Raw genomic sequence first — 16,736 nt, 5'->3', positions numbered from 1 at the left:
CGAATCGATGGTGGGGTCAGTCGGCTTGCGTGAGCGCGGGCGCAGGCGCCCACCAGGCGGCGGTGGCCGTCGTCGCCTGCAGGTCCAGCGGCTCCCCGATGCGCGGCGTGAGCAGCGCCACCTCGCGCGCCGATGCCAGCGCGGCGATGCGGGTGAAGGGGTCGTGCCAGTCGTGCAGCGCCAGGTCGAAGGTGCCGTTGTGCACCGGCATCAGGCGCCGGCCGCGCAGGTCCAGGTGGGCCTGCAGCGTCTCCTCGGGCTGCATGTGGACGCCGGACCACTGGCGGTCGTAGGCGCCGCACTCGATCATCGTCACGTCGAAGGGGCCGTACTTCTCGCCGATGGCCTTGAAGCCGTCGAAGTAGCCGGTGTCGCCGCTGAAGAAGACCCGGAAGTCGCCGGCCCCGATCACCCACGAGGCCCACAGCGTCGGATTGCTGCGCAGCAGGCTGCGCCCCGAGAAATGCTGCGCCGGCGTCGCGACCAGGCGGATGCCTTCGACCGTGGTCGACTGCCACCAGTCCAGCTGCCGCACCTTGGCCGGGTCCACGCCCCATTCGACGAGCAGGTCGCCCACGCCCAGCGGCGCGACGAACCAGCGGACCTTGTCCGCCAGCTGCAGGATCGCCGCCTTGTCGAGGTGGTCGTAGTGGTCGTGCGACAGCACCACGCCCTGGATCGGCGGCAGGTCCTCGATGGCGATCGGCGGCGCATGGAAGCGCTTGGGCCCGGCCCATTGCACCGGCGAGGCACGCTCGGAGAACACCGGGTCGGTCAGCCAGAAGGCACCGTCCAGCTTCAGCAGCACGGTCGAGTGGCCCAGGCGCACCAGGCTGCGGTCGGGCGCGGCCAACAGTTGCTCGCGGCTGATCTGCGCGACCGGCAAGGGCGTGGCGGGCGCCGCCTCGGCCGGCTTGTCGAACAGGAAGCGCCAGATCAGGCGCGGCGCCTCGCGCCAGCCGACCGTCTTCGGCGGCACGGGGTTGTGAAAGGCGCCGTCGCGAAACTGCGGCGAATCGGCATGGCGGTCGGCGGTGCTGCCGCAGGCGCTCAGTCCCAGCGTGGTCATGGTCGTGATGAGGAAGAGGAGAAGCAGCGCGGCCGCGGAGCGCGGCGCGCGCGAGGGGTGTGACGGGTGCACGGAGGGGGCTCCAGGTCCGGCCCGGTGTCACCCGCGCCGAGGCTGCGCGTCGATCAGAGCCGGCTGCCGCCGCTGGCGTTGGAGGTGCGCACATCCATGGGATGCGGCAGGGTGGAGATCACCTTGCTGTTCACGCGCGAGCCGGAGGACACGTTCTGGTCCGGCGCGGCGGCCGCGCGCATGGCCTCTTGTGCGACCGCGTTGCGGTCGGCCACCGCCTTGAAGGGCTCGGCACCGCGCGAGCCGCGCACCACGTTCTGGTCCGGCGCAGCCGCGGTGCGCGCGGCTTCCGCATCCACCGCGGCGCGGCTCAGGGTGGAGGCGTTCTGGTGCACGCCGTCATAGCTTTCGGCGCGAGCGGCCACAGAGGCCAGGCCCGCAAGGGCGCTCAGGGAGGCGACGGCGAGGAACTTCAGGGAGGCTTGCATGGCGATGGGCTCCGGGGATGAGAGGCAGGTCTCGCGCCGGGTGCGACATGCGCCTCGGCTGACCTGGGCTGCACTCTAGGCAGCCAGGCTGAGCCGATCGTTAGAGGAAACTTAGCCAGGCATTAGCCCCGGCCTGGCGCCCATGCTCAGGCGCGTGCGACAGAGAGCAGACCGTCGATGGCGTGGACCACCCCGTTCCGCGCCTCGGGCGTGGGCGTGCCCTCGGTCAGCAGCGTGCGGATCAGGCCCAGGGTGTTGAGCAGTTCCGCTTCCATGTCGGTGAGCAGCGGGATCACCTCGTACTTGGGATACCTGCCCTTGGCACCCATCGGCCGGCCAGGTCCCGACAGGTCGATGTCATAGCCTTCACGGATCGCTTCGGTTTGGGTTTTCATGATTCTGAGTGCGCCCAATTCGACGTTACGAGCGGAGGACGTCAGTTTCAGCTGAGCTGCATCAGCTCCGACAGCCGCCGGCCGACGGCCTGGATGCGCGAAGGCCGTTCCATGGCCCGGCGCTCGGCCAGTTGCTCCAGCGCCATCGCGACCGAATCGGCACCCTTGTCGCCCTCGGCGGAGCGGCGGCGCCACTTTTCCGCCAGCTCGCTCAGCTGTTCGCTGCTGAGGCGCTGCGGCGGCGCGTCGAAAGCGGCAGACGCCGGTGCCTTGCCTGCCGGCGGCAGGGTGGCGCGCAGGAGGCGGAGGAGGCCCTTGGAGGACCACTGGGTTTGGGTGTCGGCTTGAACTTGCATGTAATACATTGTGCCTATGTAAACATAAGGTTACAAGCCTGGTTTTTTAGATTTTCTTCTTACATACGACTTTTGGAGAAGTACTACACAACTACTACACCGGAAGGTAGACCCGCGCGATCAATCCGGTGCCCTCCCCCTCCTCGCTGCGGTTGCGCAAGGCGATGCGCAGGCCGTGCCGCAGGGCCGCGGTGCGGGCGATCGCCAGGCCCAGGCCGCTGCCGCCCGCCGAGGTGCCGGGCACGCGGAAGAAGCGGTCGAAGACCCGGCCCATGAACTCCGGCGGGATACCCGGCCCGTTGTCCACCACGTCCACCACCGGCTGGCCCTGGACCTCGTGCAGCCGCACGTCCACCACCCCGCCCTCGGGCGCATGCCGCAGGGCGTTGTCGATCAGGTTGTCGAACACGCTGCGCAGCTCGGCTGCGGGGGCGCTCACCACCGGGGTGACGCTGCCGTCGAAGCCCACGTCGATGTGGCGCCGGTCGGCGACCACCATCAGTTGGCCCAGGCTCTCGCGCAACAGCGCGGCCACGTCCACCGGCTCGGCGCCCCCCGCCGGGGACGCGCTCTCCTGGCGCGACAGGCGCAGCAGCTGCTCGATCAGGTGCTGGGCCCGGGTGACGCCGGCCTCCAGCTGTGCAAAGCGCTCGGCGGCATCACCGGACGGCACATGGGCGCGCAGGTTCTCCAGTTGCAGCCCGATGGCGGCCACCGGGGTGCGCAGCTCGTGCGCCGCATCCTGCACGAAGCGGCGCTGCGCGGCAAAGGCGTCGCGCAGCCGCGCCAGCAGGCTGTTGAAGGCGCCGACCAGCGGCGCGATCTCGTCGGGCACGCGCGCCAGCGAGAGCTCCGACAGGCTGCGCTCGTCCTGCGCCGCCACCTCGCGCGCCACCGCATGCAGCGAGTAGGAACTCAACCACACCACCAGCCACAGCACCGCCAGCGAAACCGGCAGCAGGAGCGCGATCGGCAGCGCCGCGAACAGCGCACGGTGCGCCACCTCGTGACGCAGGAAGCTGCCGCTCTGCGCGATCTGCACGCGCGGCTGCCCGGCGCGAGTGCCGGCCTCGGCGGTGAAGACGCGCCAGTCCTCGTCGCGGCCGGCGCCGGTGCGTACGTTGCGCAGGCCCGGCTCGGCCTGCAGCGGCACCGCCAGCTTCGGCCAGGAGGTCGCGAGCAGGCGGCCGTCGGGACCGAAGATCTGCACGATGAAGGAGCCCCACTTGTAGACGCCATCGTCGGCCAGCGGCTGCAGCACCGGCGTGCTGTCGTTGGCCGCATAGGAGTTGGCCAGCAGCCGCATCTGGTCGTCCATGAAGGTGTGGACCATGCGGCCGTAGCTCATGTAAGAAGCGCAGGCCGCGGCCCCGGCCGCGATCAGATGCAGCGTGACCAGCCACAGCAGCAGCTTGCCCCGCAGCGAGCAGGGCTTGTACCAGGGGTGGTCGGCCAGCTTCTTCACGGCCCTCATGCCGCCGCCACCCGCCATCCGAGCCCGCGCACGTTGCGGATCGCGTCGGGTCCGAGCTTGCGCCGCATGCCGTGGATCAGCACGTCCACCGCGTTGCTGGTGACCTCCTCGCCCCAGCCGTAGATGCGGTTCTCGAGTTGCTCGCGCGAAAGGATCGCGCCGGGCCGCTCCAGCAGCGCATGCAGCAGCGCGAACTCGCGCGCTGTCAGCGCCTCGCGCTCGCCGTTGCGCAGCACCTCGCGCGTGGTCAGGTCCAGCTGCAGGCCGGCGCCGCCGATCACCGAATGCGCGGCGCCGTCGCGGCGGCGGATCACCGCACGCATGCGCGCCAGCAGTTCGCGGAACTCGAAGGGCTTGAGCAGGTAGTCGTCGGCGCCGAGGTCCAGGCCCTGGATGCGGTCTTCCAGGCCGTCACGCGCGGTGAGCACCAGCACGGGCGTGGTGTCGCCACGCTCGCGTGCCCGGCGCAGCACCTCGGTGCCGTCCTGCCTGGGCAGGCCGAGGTCGAGCAGCACGCAGGTGTAGCCGCCGTCGGCGAAGGCGCTCTGGGCCAGCGCGCCGTCGCGCACCCAGTCGACCGACCAGCCGGCGCCTTCGAGCGCATGCCGCAGGCTGCTCCCGATCATCTCGTCGTCTTCCACCAGCAGCGTGCGCACGGCGCCTCCTTTTCGCGAAAGCAATCAAGGCTACACGCGGATTCTTAGCGTGTCATGAGGGTTGGGCGCCTCGCGCCCCTGCCGTTCGCGCCTCCGCCGATTCCATCGACGGCCGAATTCGCTTGTGGAGCCGGTAGTGCGGAAGTACGCTCGCACGTCCTGTCGCCAAAGGCACCTGAATGCACCAAGAAATCACGGCAGCGCAGATGCTGGACGCGTTCAAGAAAGACGCCCCCGGACATGCTGCGGACACCCGCTGGGCGCACACCCATGGCCTGGGCGTTCTGGGGCATTTCGTCGCCTCCGACGTGGCCAGGGAATTCTGCATCGCCGAGCCTTTCCAGGGCCGCCCGATCCCGGTCACGGCCCGCTTCTCGAATGGCTCTTCCGATCCCGAACGCCATGACGAGCGCCCCGACACCCGGGGATTGGCGGTGAAGTTCCATCTGGCCGACGCCGCCGACTGCGACCTGCTGTCGATGACCCTGAGCGTCTTCGGGTCCACGACCCGCGAGGACTTTCTGGACGTGGCAGCAGCCTTCGTGCCGAAACCGGTGCAGCCGGCGTCGTGGATCCGGCAGCACATCCTCGACCCCTTGATGCTGCGAAGTCCTCCGCCGCCCCTGCCCCCCGGCGTGACGATCAGCGGCGGCCCCGGACTTGCGCAATATGCGGGCTCGCATCCCTTCGTGCGGGCCTTCACCATCGAGGCCGGGCTTTCGCAGGTGCCGGTGAGCTGGGCCCGCACGGCTTACCACGCCGTGCACACCTTCGTTGCGATCGCGCCGGACGGCGAGCGACGGCCGGTGCGCTTCTCATGGCAGCCGGTCGATGGCGTCTTCCCGGTTCCGGCCGACCAGATCGCCGCCAAGGCCACCGATTTCCTGACCACGGAAATGCGGGCCCGCCTGACCCGGTCCGCCGCCCAGTTCACGCTGAAGATGGCGATCGGCGACCCGGGCGACGCGGTGAACGACCCGTCCAGGTCATGGCCCGTCACGCGGCGGACCATCAACATGGGGACGCTCTTCATCGACCGGCTCGCCGAAGAAGACCAGGTCGACGTGGAGCAGCTGAGCTTCAACCCGATGCGGCTGCCGGCCGGGATCGAAGCCTCCGGCGACGAGATCCTCCGGGCCCGCGGCGAGATCTACCAGCTCGGATGCCAGGAGCGCCGGGGCATGGGTTGCCCCCTGCATTCGGGCGGCGGGAGCACGCGATGAGTTCGATCACGAACGGGTTGAAGCAACTCTTCGAGAAGATCCTCATCCGCATCTGGCGCTGGCTCCAGGAAACACCGGTGGCACCCGGCGGCCCCCGCGACAGCCGGCAGCCGACCGACAACGTGATGCGCACGATGAACCTGGTGATGCCCTTGAAGAACAAGACGGCGATCGGCCGCGCCCAGGCCGCGCTCGTGGTCGGCTCCAGCCTCGACGAGATCTACAGCGGGCTCGACAACGTCGGCACGGTGCACATGGCGCGCTTCACGATCGTCGACAACAACCTGCTCATGTTCTCGTTCTACGACGGCGACTTTCACGCGTACATCCGCGACTTCATCATGACGCTGGGGAACGCCTTCGACGGCGTCGTCTCGTTGATCGAGGACCCGCCGCCGCTGCCGTGCTGGCAGCACGTGGACGCCTTCATCGAATGGGTCCACCAGCGCGACGCCTTCCAGCTGCCCGACGACCCGGGAACGATGATCGACGTGGTGGCCCCGGACCTCGACAACCTGCAGGATCTGTCGCGCTACCTGGTGCTTCAGCTGGACAGGAACCCGAACGTTCAACTCGGCGCCTACCGCGCCTACCCGGGATACTCCGTCGCCCAGGTGCGGCAAAAGCTGGGGGTGGGCTGGTGATGGCCGCACCGACGCGCGGCGCCGTCGTGGGCGAATCGGTGGACCTGGCCGACGTGCAGGGCAACATCCTGCGTGGCTACCGCAAGTCGATGGTGCGCCACCTGATCGCCCAGGTGATCGATGCGCGCCAGGCCAGCGCATGGGTCGGTGCCACGGCCGGGCCCGATCGTTCACTGGCACCCGCGATCACGGACGCCGCGCATTGGGGCGCGCGGCCACCGGATGTGTGCTTCAACCTCGGAATCACGTTCACGGGAATGCAGGCACTGGGTGTTCCGCCTTCCGCCATGAGCGCGTTTCCCGAGGCGTACCGCGAAGGCATGGCCGCACGCGCCTCGAAGATCGGCGATTGGGGCGACTCCGCGCCCGAGCACTGGATACCGTGGTTCCAGGCGAGCGACGCCGTCCATCTGATCGTGACGCTGCACGCGGACACCGCCGCGCTGCTCGATCGGTTCGAGAAGGACATGATGGCGGGCCTGGCCGGCCGCGCGTTCAGGATCCGCGGCCGCAACGAGGGCGCCAAATTCAATGGCGACGAGGTGCACTTCGGCTACCGGGACAACATCTCGCAGCCGCGGTTCGCGCAGGTCAGCCCGCCCTACAAGCTCGACGGCCAGCCCCTCGCGCCGCTCGGCACCGTGCTGCTGGGCTACGAGACGGCGCTCGAGCAGTTGCAGTGGACCCTGCCCGATCCACCCGTGCTCGGCTTCAACGGTGCGTTCAATGCGTTCCGGGTGCTCGAGCAGGACGTGCCTGCCTTCGAGAACTTCCTGGACCGCGCGGCCGCGCAGCTGCTGGCCAGTCCCCTGGCCGACAGCCTGCTGGCCATCGGCGGCGCGGGCGACGAGGCTTCTCCATCGGCACGGCTGGCGTCCATGCGCGAAGTCGTCGCCGCCAAGCTGCTGGGCCGGTGGCGCAACGGGACACCGCTGGCGCTGTCGCCGCGCGATCCCACCCCGAGTCCGCGCGTGTCCGACACCGACTTCGACTTTGTCGACGACGACGAGGGGTTGAAATGCCCCCTGGGCGCGCACACCCGGCGCACGAATCCGCGCGGTGCCAGGATCGTGCAACGGATCGCCAACCACACGCGCCGGCTGGTGCGCCGCGGCATGCCCTACGGCCCCCGCTGGGACGCGACCGATCGCGATGCCGACGAGCGGGTCGAGCGCGGGCTGCTGGGCAATTTCATCTGCGCCGACCTGTCGGCCCAGTTCGAGGCCGTCTATTACGACTGGATCAACCTCGGGCTGCAGGACCCTCGCATCACCGGCTCCAACGATCCGCTGCTGGGTGCGAACCAGGAGGACGCGAGCTGGTTCGATGTGGTGACCAGCGCGGGTTCGGTCCGCCTGCGGGGCTTGCCGCGCTTCGTTCGCACGCGCGGCGGTGCCTACACCTTCCTGCCGAGCATCAGTGCACTTCGGTGGATCGGGTCGAAGCACCCGCTCAACCCAGCGCCTCGATGACCTCGCGGGCGTGGACCAGGTCCCGCGTGCCCAAGCCTTCGGTGAACCACTCGTACACGGGGATCAGCAGCGCGCGCCCCTCGGCCGCCCGGCCCTGCTGCCGAAGCATGTCCGCCAGGCTGGCCGCAGTGCGCAGCTCCCAGGACCGGGCCTGCTGAACCCGGGCCCATTCGAGCGACAGGCGGTAGCTCTCTTCGGCGGCTTCGGCGTCGCCGCGCTGCGCGTGGAGGCAGCCCTCCAGGCGACGGATCTCGGCATAGTGGCAGCGCTCACCCCAGCCCGGCCGCAAGATCTGCTCGATCTGCTTTTCAACGACGCGCAGCGCGCCCGGGATGTCACCCATCGCGGCCATGCCCTCGGCAAGCAGGGCCTGGAGATAGGGGTTGCTGCCACCGTAGCCGCCGCCCGCTTCGCGCAGCGACAGGCCGGATTGCAGCAGGCCCACGCCCTCCGCAGCCCTCCCTGCGCGTACCAGCGCCGCGCCGTAGCGCAGCGGCGCGACCACCTGGCAGAGCACGGACAGGCCGTTGTCGCGGCCCAGGCGCTCGCATTCCTGGACGCGCGCACGCTGCGCATCGGGTTCGCCGCGGTACTCGAAGACGTCCGCGCCGGCGGCCAACGCGAAGCCCCGATCGAACACGTGACCACGCCGGCGCGCGTGCTCGTCCTTGGCATCGCACTCTGCGACGGCACGGTCCGGGAATCCGAGCATCCAGCTCACCTGCGCCCGGTAGATGCCCGCGCCGGTCAGGGGATCGTGGTTGATCTCGTCGGCGATATGGCGGTGCCTGACGGGGTCGTAGACGCTGGCCACCGCCTCCGCGTGCGCGCGGCAGGTCAGCAGATCACCCAGCCAGAACGTGGAGACGCTCATCATCAGATGGGCGGTGACCAGGATGTCGGTGTCGCCGCTTTCCTTGCCCATGGCGAGCAACTGCTCGGCCCACTGCACCGACTCCGCGACGCGCCCCATGCTCAGGGTGTTGGCGAACAGGCCCCAGTAGACCGGCAGCGTGTCCCGCCCCGACGCGGCCGAGTCGACCAGCTTCAATGCCGGCAGCAGGCTCTCGCGGGCCTCGGGCGCGGGCCAGCCCTTGGCCGCCATCCAGGCCACGCCGAGCGCGCGCCGGAGGGCGAGCTCGCGCCTGTCGTGCTCGATCGAGCGCGGCAGCGTGGCGATCAGCTTCAGCCCCTGGTTGAGATGCGAGATGGCCTCGACCAGGGCCATGCGCTTGAACGCCAGCTCGCCGGCGCTCTGCCACAGCGGAACGGCCTCGGCGGCCAGGCCCGCGGCGGTCAGGTGGTGGGCCAGCACTTCGGGCTCGGCGACCTTGGTGTTCGTGAAGCGCTCCTCGATCGCCCGGGCGATCTTGGCGTGCAGCTCCTGCCGCCGGCTCTTGAGCAGCGAGTCGTAAGCCACATCCTGGACCAGCGCGTGCTTGAAGGTGTAGGTCGCTTCCGGCGGTGACCCCCTGCGGGACGCCAGCCCCGACTCGGTCAGCCGTGCGAGGGACTCGTCGAGCTGTTCCTGCGTCATCGGCGCCACGGCCGCGATCAGCTCGTAGCTGAACACGCGTCCGATCGCCGCGCCGACCTGGGCGATGAACTTGACCGGATTGAAGCGGTCCAGCCGCGCCATCAGCGAATCCCGCAGCGAGGCCGGGATGGTGATCCCACTCGCCGCGCCCCGGTATTCGTAGTGGTCCGCCTGCTCCGTCAACTCGCCGGATTCCAGAATGGCCTTGGTCAGCTCCTCCACGAACAAGGGCACGCCATCGGTCTTGGCGAGGATCTGTTCGAGCAGCGCGGCGGGCAGCGCCTTGTTGCCCGCCAGCCTCGACACCATCGCCGCACCCTGCGCCCGGGTCAGCTTGGACAGGTTCAATGCGCTCACGTGGCCCTGCTCGGACCAGCGCGGCTTGAACTCCGGGCGATGGGTCAGAACGATCAGCAGCGGGATGCTGCGGACCCGGTCGATGAGCAGGTCCAGCACTTCCAGCGAGGTCGGATCGGCCCAGTGCACGTCCTCGAACAGCATCACGCTCGGCTGCGTGCGGGCCGCGGCTTCGGTGAGGTCGACCAGCGTGCGCAGCGTTTCCTGCTTGCGCTTCTGCGCGGTCATGGCGCTCGTCCCGTACCGTTCGCCGCACGGAATGGACATCATGGAGGCGATGAAGCCGACATCGGCCAGCGGGCGCCCGTAGACGCCGACGATCAGGCCTTCGAGCTTGTCGAGCCTGGACTCGGGCGACTCGTCGGGGGCGAACTTCAACCCCCGCTCGAAGTTGTTGGCGCTGGGCCAGAACGCGCTGTTCACGTAGTAAGGCGAGCACTGGAAGTTCAGCGCCTTCGCGCCCTGGCTTTCGACGCGCTCACGAAAGGCATTGAGGATGCGGCTCTTGCCGATGCCCGGTTCGCCGGACAGCATGACGACCTGGCCCTCGCCGTCCTGGGCCAGCGACCAGCGCTCCAGCAGCAGCCCGATCTCCTGCTCGCGGCCGATCAGCGGCGTCAGCCCTTCCAGGGTCGCGGCCTCGAAGCGGCTGGCCGCTTCACTGACGCCCGCAATCCCATAGACGTGGACAGGCCGGGCGATGCCCTTCAACGCCTGTTCGCCGAGATCCTCGTAGTCGAAACTGCCCCCGGCCAGCCGATGCACCTGCTCGCTCACCAGCACGTGGCCGGGCCGGGCCAGGCCCTGCAGCCGGGCTGCCAGGTTCATCGCCTCCCCGACCGCACCCTTTCCCGCCGAGGACACCACGACGACGCCCGTCGCGATGCCGATGCGCACCGCGAGGCGACCCGCCACGGGGATGTCCAGCCTGGACAGGGTCTCGACGATCTCCAACCCGGCATGGATCGCCCGTTCGGCCTCGCCTTCGTGCGCGAGCGGGTAGCCGAAGAAGGCCACGACGCCATCGCCCAGCAGCTGGAACACGTAGCCCTCGTAGCGTGCGATGCACACCTCGCAGGCATTCTCGTAGGCGCGGACGATCTGCTGCAGCACTTCGGGATCGGTGCGATTGGCGAGTTCGGTGAAGCCGACCATGTCGCAGAAGAGCGCGGTCAACTGGCGGCGCTCGCCATCGTCTGGCGATCCTGCCGACTCGCCCAGGGGCTTCGCCGGCGATCCGGACTCGGCTTCGAACGATGCATGCGCGCCCGGAAGCGAGCGCAAGGCGGCGGACAGCTTGGCACGCAGTCCGACCGGAAGTCCAAGGTCCCTGAGATCGGCCGGCGTCAGCACCAGCAGCGCTTCCCAGTCGATCTGCTCGCGTTCGAGCACCTCCGCGATCTCGGTCAGCTTGTGGGCGTCGAGCCATTCCCGGACCTTGCTCATGCGCTCCTCGATCGGAACATGGAAAGAGCGTTGCCAATCGATCGGAGGTCGATCGACGCGACCGAAGTGTATAGCTCGCCTCACCCGCCGGGGCGCCGGCGCACGACAATCACCACCCCTGACCGTCACGCAAGCGAGGCATCGATGACCCACGATTTCAACGGCAAGGCCGTTCTCGTCACCGGCGCCGGGGGCGGCATCGGCCGCGCCACGGCGCAGGCCTTCGCGGCGGCCGGCGCGCGATTGATGGTGACCGACGTCGACGTGTCCGCGGGCGAGGAGACGGCCGCCCTGGCGCACGCGGAGGGCGGCGAGGCGCGCTTCCTCCGGGTCGACGTCACCCGCGAAACCGACGTGGCGGCCATGGTCGCGGCGACGGTCGCCGCCTATGGCCGGCTCGACTGCGCCTTCAACAACGCAGGCATCGAGATCGAGACCTCGCGCATCACCGAATGCGACGAATCGGTGTTCGACCGCATCATGGCGGTCAACGTCAAGGGCCTGTGGCTGTGCCTGAAGCACGAGCTCAAGCAAATGGAAGCGCAAGGTGGCGGCGCCATCGTCAACACGGCGTCGGTCGCCGGCCTGAAAGGTGCGCCGAGGCTGGCGACCTACTCCGCGTCGAAGCACGCCGTGGTCGGGCTCACGCGATCGACGGCGGCCGAGTTCGCCAGGCAGAACATCCGCATCAATGCGGTCTGCCCGGGCATGATTCGCACGCCGATGTCCGAGCGCTGGGCGAACATGGATCCGGCCATGCCGGCCCGCATGGCGGCCATGCACCCGGTCGGGCGCATCGGCGAACCGCACGAAGTGGCGACGGCGGTGCTGTGGCTGTGCTCGGCAGACGCGTCGTTCGTGACCGGGATCGCGCACGCGGTGGATGGCGGCTTCACCGCCATCTAGGAGGCCAGGAAAGGTCGCCCGGGACGTCGGCTCAGAACCGCTCGTCCGCCCCCAGGTACCGCCACTGCCCCACCGGCAGGCGCCCCAGCATCACCCGCCCGATCCGGATGCGCTTGAGCCCCACCACCTGCAGGCCCACCAGCTCGCACATGCGCCGGATCTGCCGCTTCTTGCCTTCGGTCAGCACGAAGCGCAGCTGCTCCGGGTTCTGCCAGTCCACCCGTGCCGGCTTGAGCGCCTGTCCGTCCAGGCTCAGCCCGTGGCGCAGGCGCTGCAGCTGCTCGCGCGGAAAGGCGGCCTGCGGGTTCTGCGTGACATGGCCGTAGCTCACGCGCACCAGGTATTCCTTCTCCATCCCGGAGTCCTCGCCGATCAGCTGGCGCGCCACGCGGCCATCCTGCGTGAGCACCAGCAGGCCCACCGAATCGATGTCCAGCCGCCCGGCCGGCGCCAGGCCGCGCAGTTGCTGCGGCGCGAAGCGGTGGCGGCTCGGGTCCTCGCGCCAGTGGGTGCGGGCGTTGACCAGCACCACCGCCGGCTCGTGCCCGTCCTCGGCCTGGCCGCTCACGTAGCCGACCGGCTTGTGCAGGAGGATGGTCACCTGCTGCTGCTGCCGCTCCTGCGCGCGGCGCTCGACCTCGATGCGATCGGCCGGCCCGACCTTCAGGCCCATCTCGGCCACACGGCCGTTGACCTTGACCCAGCCCTGCGCGATCCACTCGTCGGCCTCGCGGCGCGAGCACAGGCCCAGCTCGGCCATGCGCTTGTTGAGTCGGATCGGTTCGGGGGCGGCGTCGGGCATGGAAGGCAGCGGCGGAATCGGCGCGTCATTGTCCGCCATCCGGTCGAACCGGGCGCGCGGCACAGGCCGGATGGCAAATGGCCAAGCCGCGCGCCAGCGGCCATACTCAAGCCACGGTTCGCCACCCATTCCCCAGGAGGCATACATGCCACGCTATGTCATCGAACGCACGCTCGAGGGCGCCGGCAAGCTCTCGGAGCGCGACCTCAAGGCCCTGTCGATCAAGTCCCGCAACGTGCTGCACGAGCTCGGGCCCGAGATCAACTGGGTCGAGAGCTTCGTGACCGACAACAAGCTCTACTGCGTCTACGTCGCGCCCAATGCCGAGATGATCCGCGAGCATGCAAAGCGCGGCGGCTTCCCGGCCGACAGCGTGTCGCAGGTGCACGCGATCATCAGCCCGACCACGGCGGAGTAGAAGAAAAAGAACGCTCAGGGCACCAGCCGATACCCGACCGCCGTCTCCGTCAGCAGGTGCCTCGGCTGGGCCGGATCAGCCTCCAGCTTCTGGCGCAGGTGGCCCATGTAGATGCGCAGGTAGTGGCTCTGCTCGGCATGCGCCGGGCCCCACACCTCGCGCAGCAGCTGGCGCTGCGTCAGCACGCGCCCGGCGTTGGCAGCCAGCACCGACAGCAGCCGGTACTCCGTGGGCGTGAGGTGCACCTCCGCGCCGGCGCGGCGCACCAGGCGCGCGCCGCGGTCGATCTCGACCTCGCCGAAGCGGAACACCGGCTCCGGCTCCTCGCTGCCGCTGGCCGCGCGCGGGCGCCGCAGGTTGGCGCGCACCCGCGCCAGCAGCTCGCCGGTGCCGAAGGGCTTGGTCAGGTAGTCGTCGGCGCCGGCATCGAGGGCAGCGATCTTGTCGGCCTCGTCGGTGCGGGCCGAGAGCACGATGATCGGCACGCCCGACCAGCCGCGCACGTCGCGGATCAGCGCGACGCCGTCGCCGTCGGGCAGGCCCAGGTCCAGCACCAGCAGGTCGGGCTGGCGCGTGCCGGCCGCGGCCAGGCCGTCGCGCAGGGTGCCGGCCTCGTGCACCTGCCAGCCCTCGGCCTCCAGCGCGCCGCGCACGAAGCGGCGGATCTGGGGCTCGTCCTCGATGACGACGGCGGTGGGTGCGGGCATGTCTGTCTCAGCTATCGATGGGCTCGGCCGGTTCGGGCGGATCGCGCCGCGGCAGCGTGACCGTGAATTCTGCCCCGCCGCCCGCGGCGTTGGCGGCGCGGATCTCGCCGCCGTGCGCGCTGACCACCGCCTTGCAGATCGCCAGCCCCAGGCCCACGCCGGGCGTGGCCGACTCGGCCTGGCCGCGGGTGAACTTGTCGAACAGGGTCTGCTCCCGCCCCCGCAGCGCGGCCGGCAGGCCGGGCCCGTGGTCGCGCACGGCCAGCTCCAGCGCGCGCTCGGTGGCGCGGGCGCTGACCACCACCGGCGGCGCGCCGTACTTGCCGGCGTTCTCCAGCAGGTTGACCAGCACGCGCTCGATCAGCACCGCGTCGAACTCGACCAGCGGCAGCGCGGCCGGCAGCTCGGTGCGCACCGCCATCTCGCCCAGCGCCGGCCGCGCCGCGCGGATGGCCGCGCCGACCACTTCCTCCACCGACTGCCAGTCGCGCCGGAGGCTCACGCTGCCGCCGGCGATGCCGCTTTCGAGCCGCGCCATGTCCAGCAGGTTGTTGACCAGCGCATGCAACTGGTGGGCCTGGGCAACGATGGCGCGCGCCACTTCGGGCGCGTCGACTGTCCGGCCCGCGCCGGCGGGCGCCTGCAGCGATTCGGCCAGCGCGATCAGCGCCGTCAGCGGCGTGCGCACGTCGTGCGAGATCGCGCCCAGCAGGGCATTGCGCAGGCGCTCCGATTCCATTTCGACCACCGCCTGCTGCGCCACCTCGACGTAGTGCACCCGCTCCAGCGCGATCGCGATCTGCCGCGCCAGGGTGTCGAGCTGCTGCGCCTGCTCGGGGATCAGCAGCCAGCGCGGATGGGCCGGCTCCAGCGCGAGCACGCCGCGCACCCGCATCGGCGCCTTCAGCGGCACGTAGTGCCAGGGCTGCGCCGCCAGCGTGGCGGTGGCCAGGCCGGCCGGCTGGCCCTGGCGGAAGCTCCAGTCGGCCACGCTCGGATCGAAACCCGGCGGCGCCTCGGCGGGCAGCACGAGGCGATCGCCCGCATCGGCCACCAGCACCAGCGCGCGGCCGCCGAAATGGCCCTGCACCGCGGCCGCGCCCAGCTGCACCACCTGCGAGGCCTCCAGCGCCGCCGACAGCTCGCGCGTGAGCTCGAACAGCGACTGCGCGCGCCGCTCGCGGCTGGTGGAGACGCCAGCCGCGAAGCGCAGCCCAGCGGTGAGCTGGCCCACCAGCAGGCCCACGCCCATCATCACGACGAAGGTCACCAGGTACTGCACATCGCTCACGGCGAAGGAGAAGCGCGGCGAGACGAAGAAGAAGTCGAAGGCGGCGACGTTGAGCACCGCCGCCAGCGCCGCCGGGCCGCGGCCGAAGCGCATCGCCACGCCGACCACGCCGAGCAGGAACAGCATCACGATGTTGGCCAGCTCCAGCACACCCACGAGCGGGGTGGCCAGCAGGGTGACGGCGACGCTGCTGGCTGCCGCCCAGGCATAGCCGGGCCAGCGCGCGTGCGGGCGGTCGCTGTCCTCCACGCCGGGATCGCCGCGGCGGCCGGGACGGGCGTGGGCGATGCGGCGCGAACTCTCGGCATGGGCTGCCTCGACGATGTCGACGCCGGGCGCCGCCCGTGCCAGCTCCCGCGCCAGCGCCTGCTGCGGCCACCAGCGGCGCCAGCCGCGCGGCGGCTCCGCGCGGCCCACCACCAGGGTGGCGCAGTTGAGCCGCTGCGCCTGCCCGGCCAGGGCCTCGGCCACGTTCTCGCCGGTGAGCACCGCGGTCTCGGCGCCCAGGCTCTCGGCCAGCTGCAGCATGGCCAGGATGCGGTCGCGCCGCGGCGCGTCGAGGCGCTGCAGGCGCGGGGTCTCCACGTAGGCCGCATGCCAGCGCACGTTGAGCTGCCCGGCCAGCCGCGCCGCGGTGCGCACCGTCTGGCCGGCGCTCTCGTGCGGCCCCACGCAGGCCAGGATCGCGCCCGAAGTGTTCCAGGCCGGCGGCGCCGCCTCGCCGCCGCGGCCCGACTGCTCGATGCGCCAGCCGCGCACGTCGTCCTCCACGTGCTCGGCGGTGCGGCGCAGCGCGATCTCGCGCAGCGCGATCAGGTTGCCCTTGCGGAAGAAGTTCTGCGCCGCGCGCTCGGCCTGCTGCGGCAGGTAGACCTTGCCGGCCGCCAGCCGCGCGCTGAGCTCGTCGGGCGTGACGTCGACCAGCACCACCTCGTCGGCCTCGTCGAGCACGGTGTCGGGCACGGTCTCGTGCACGCGCACGCCGGTGATCGCGCCGACGGTGCCGTTGAGGCTTTCGAGGTGCTGCACGTTGAGCGCCGACCAGACCTCGATGCCGGCGGCCTGCAGCTCCTCCACGTCCTGCCAGCGCTTGGCATGGCGCGAACCGGGCGCGTTGGAATGCGCGAGCTCGTCCACCAGGATCACCGCCGGCTTGCGTGCCAGCGCGGCATCGAGGTCGAATTCGGCGAGTGTGCGGCCGCGGTAGGGCAGCTCGCGCAGCGGCAGGCTCTCCAGGCCGGCGAGCAGCGCGGCGGTCTCGCTGCGGCCATGCGTCTCGACCACGCCGATCACCACGTCGCGGCCGGCAGCGCGCTCGCGCTGCGCCGCGCTCAGCATGGCCCAGGTCTTGCCGACGCCGGCGCTGGCGCCGAAGTAGATGCGCAGCTTGCCGCGCCGCGCGCGCTCGTCCTGGGCGCGCAACTCGGCCAGCAGCGCATCGGGGTCGGGGCGGGCGGCGTCGTTCATGAAGGCAGGCAACGCC

General features: G+C 70.5%; 15 protein-coding genes. 5 read left to right on the top strand and 10 right to left on the bottom strand.

Annotated features, from left to right (window positions below; genetic code table 11):
* Positions 1-16 precede the first annotated feature (16 nt).
* The 6 genes from A8M77_RS28050 to A8M77_RS28025 form a co-directional block, all read right to left on the bottom strand.
* Positions 17-1,069, bottom strand: coding sequence for an MBL fold metallo-hydrolase (locus tag A8M77_RS28050; RefSeq protein WP_086924779.1), 1,053 nt, complete (start codon positions 1,067-1,069; stop codon positions 17-19).
* 125 nt (positions 1,070-1,194) lie between these two features.
* Positions 1,195-1,569: a DUF4148 domain-containing protein gene (locus A8M77_RS28045; protein ID WP_192871694.1), complete on the bottom strand. Its 375-nt coding sequence runs from the start codon at positions 1,567-1,569 to the stop codon at positions 1,195-1,197.
* 146 nt (positions 1,570-1,715) lie between these two features.
* Positions 1,716-1,964, bottom strand: coding sequence for a hypothetical protein (locus A8M77_RS28040; RefSeq protein ID WP_086924746.1), 249 nt, complete (start codon positions 1,962-1,964; stop codon positions 1,716-1,718).
* A 47-nt stretch (positions 1,965-2,011) separates the two neighbouring features.
* The gene (locus A8M77_RS28035; protein WP_143694783.1) at positions 2,012-2,320 is read right to left on the bottom strand and encodes a hypothetical protein; all 309 of its coding nucleotides are present in this window, start codon (positions 2,318-2,320) and stop codon (positions 2,012-2,014) included.
* A gap of 94 nt (positions 2,321-2,414) precedes the next feature.
* Positions 2,415-3,794, bottom strand: a complete 1,380-nt coding sequence (locus A8M77_RS28030) for a sensor histidine kinase (protein ID WP_086924777.1) — start codon at positions 3,792-3,794, stop codon at positions 2,415-2,417.
* Positions 3,791-4,450 (bottom strand): response regulator, encoded by a 660-nt coding sequence (locus A8M77_RS28025; protein WP_086924744.1) that lies wholly within the window; start codon positions 4,448-4,450, stop codon positions 3,791-3,793. Before A8M77_RS28025 ends, A8M77_RS28030 begins: the two co-directional genes overlap by 4 nt.
* A 179-nt stretch (positions 4,451-4,629) precedes the next feature.
* Here A8M77_RS28025 and A8M77_RS28020 point away from each other — a divergent pair, with 179 nt between their 5' ends.
* From A8M77_RS28020 to A8M77_RS28010, 3 genes are read left to right on the top strand one after another with little or no spacing between them, the layout of a single operon-like run.
* On the top strand, positions 4,630-5,673 hold the full coding sequence (locus A8M77_RS28020) for a catalase (protein WP_086924743.1): 1,044 nt from the start codon (positions 4,630-4,632) through the stop codon (positions 5,671-5,673).
* Positions 5,670-6,317: a hypothetical protein gene (locus A8M77_RS28015; protein ID WP_086924742.1), complete on the top strand. Its 648-nt coding sequence runs from the start codon at positions 5,670-5,672 to the stop codon at positions 6,315-6,317. Before A8M77_RS28020 ends, A8M77_RS28015 begins: the two co-directional genes overlap by 4 nt.
* Complete coding sequence (locus A8M77_RS28010) at positions 6,317-7,789, top strand: Dyp-type peroxidase (RefSeq protein WP_086924741.1); 1,473 nt, start codon at positions 6,317-6,319, stop codon at positions 7,787-7,789. The genes A8M77_RS28015 and A8M77_RS28010 overlap by 1 nt, the downstream gene beginning before the upstream one ends.
* Here A8M77_RS28010 and A8M77_RS28005 read toward each other — a convergent pair.
* Positions 7,770-11,129 carry an AAA family ATPase gene (locus tag A8M77_RS28005; protein ID WP_086924740.1) on the bottom strand — a complete coding sequence of 1,120 codons (3,360 nt, stop codon included), beginning with the start codon at positions 11,127-11,129 and terminating at the stop codon, positions 7,770-7,772. The genes A8M77_RS28010 and A8M77_RS28005 overlap by 20 nt on opposite strands.
* A gap of 144 nt (positions 11,130-11,273) precedes the next feature.
* Here A8M77_RS28005 and A8M77_RS28000 point away from each other — a divergent pair, with 144 nt between their 5' ends.
* A complete protein-coding gene (locus tag A8M77_RS28000) occupies positions 11,274-12,035 on the top strand; it encodes an SDR family oxidoreductase (RefSeq protein ID WP_086924739.1) in 762 nt (253 codons plus the stop codon).
* Between the two features lie 31 nt (positions 12,036-12,066).
* Here the strand turns inward: A8M77_RS28000 and A8M77_RS27995 are convergent, their stop codons facing one another.
* Positions 12,067-12,837 (bottom strand): pseudouridine synthase, encoded by a 771-nt coding sequence (locus tag A8M77_RS27995; RefSeq protein WP_143694782.1) that lies wholly within the window; start codon positions 12,835-12,837, stop codon positions 12,067-12,069.
* Between the two features lie 145 nt (positions 12,838-12,982).
* Here A8M77_RS27995 and A8M77_RS27990 point away from each other — a divergent pair, with 145 nt between their 5' ends.
* Positions 12,983-13,255 carry a DUF4242 domain-containing protein gene (locus A8M77_RS27990; protein WP_086924737.1) on the top strand — a complete coding sequence of 91 codons (273 nt, stop codon included), beginning with the start codon at positions 12,983-12,985 and terminating at the stop codon, positions 13,253-13,255.
* A gap of 14 nt (positions 13,256-13,269) precedes the next feature.
* Here A8M77_RS27990 and kdpE read toward each other — a convergent pair whose 3' ends face one another.
* Entirely contained in the window at positions 13,270-13,962 is a 693-nt protein-coding gene (kdpE, locus tag A8M77_RS27985) for a two-component system response regulator KdpE (RefSeq protein ID WP_086924736.1), read from the bottom strand.
* 7 nt (positions 13,963-13,969) lie between these two features.
* Positions 13,970-16,720, bottom strand: a complete 2,751-nt coding sequence (locus A8M77_RS27980; protein ID WP_086924776.1) for a DUF4118 domain-containing protein — start codon at positions 16,718-16,720, stop codon at positions 13,970-13,972.
* Positions 16,721-16,736 lie beyond the last annotated feature (16 nt).

Source organism: Variovorax sp. JS1663 (assembly GCF_002157355.1).
Taxonomy (GTDB): Bacteria; Pseudomonadota; Gammaproteobacteria; order Burkholderiales; family Burkholderiaceae_C; genus Variovorax.
Note: the sequence above shows the minus strand (reverse complement) of the source record. Positions and strands in the feature narration are given on the sequence as shown.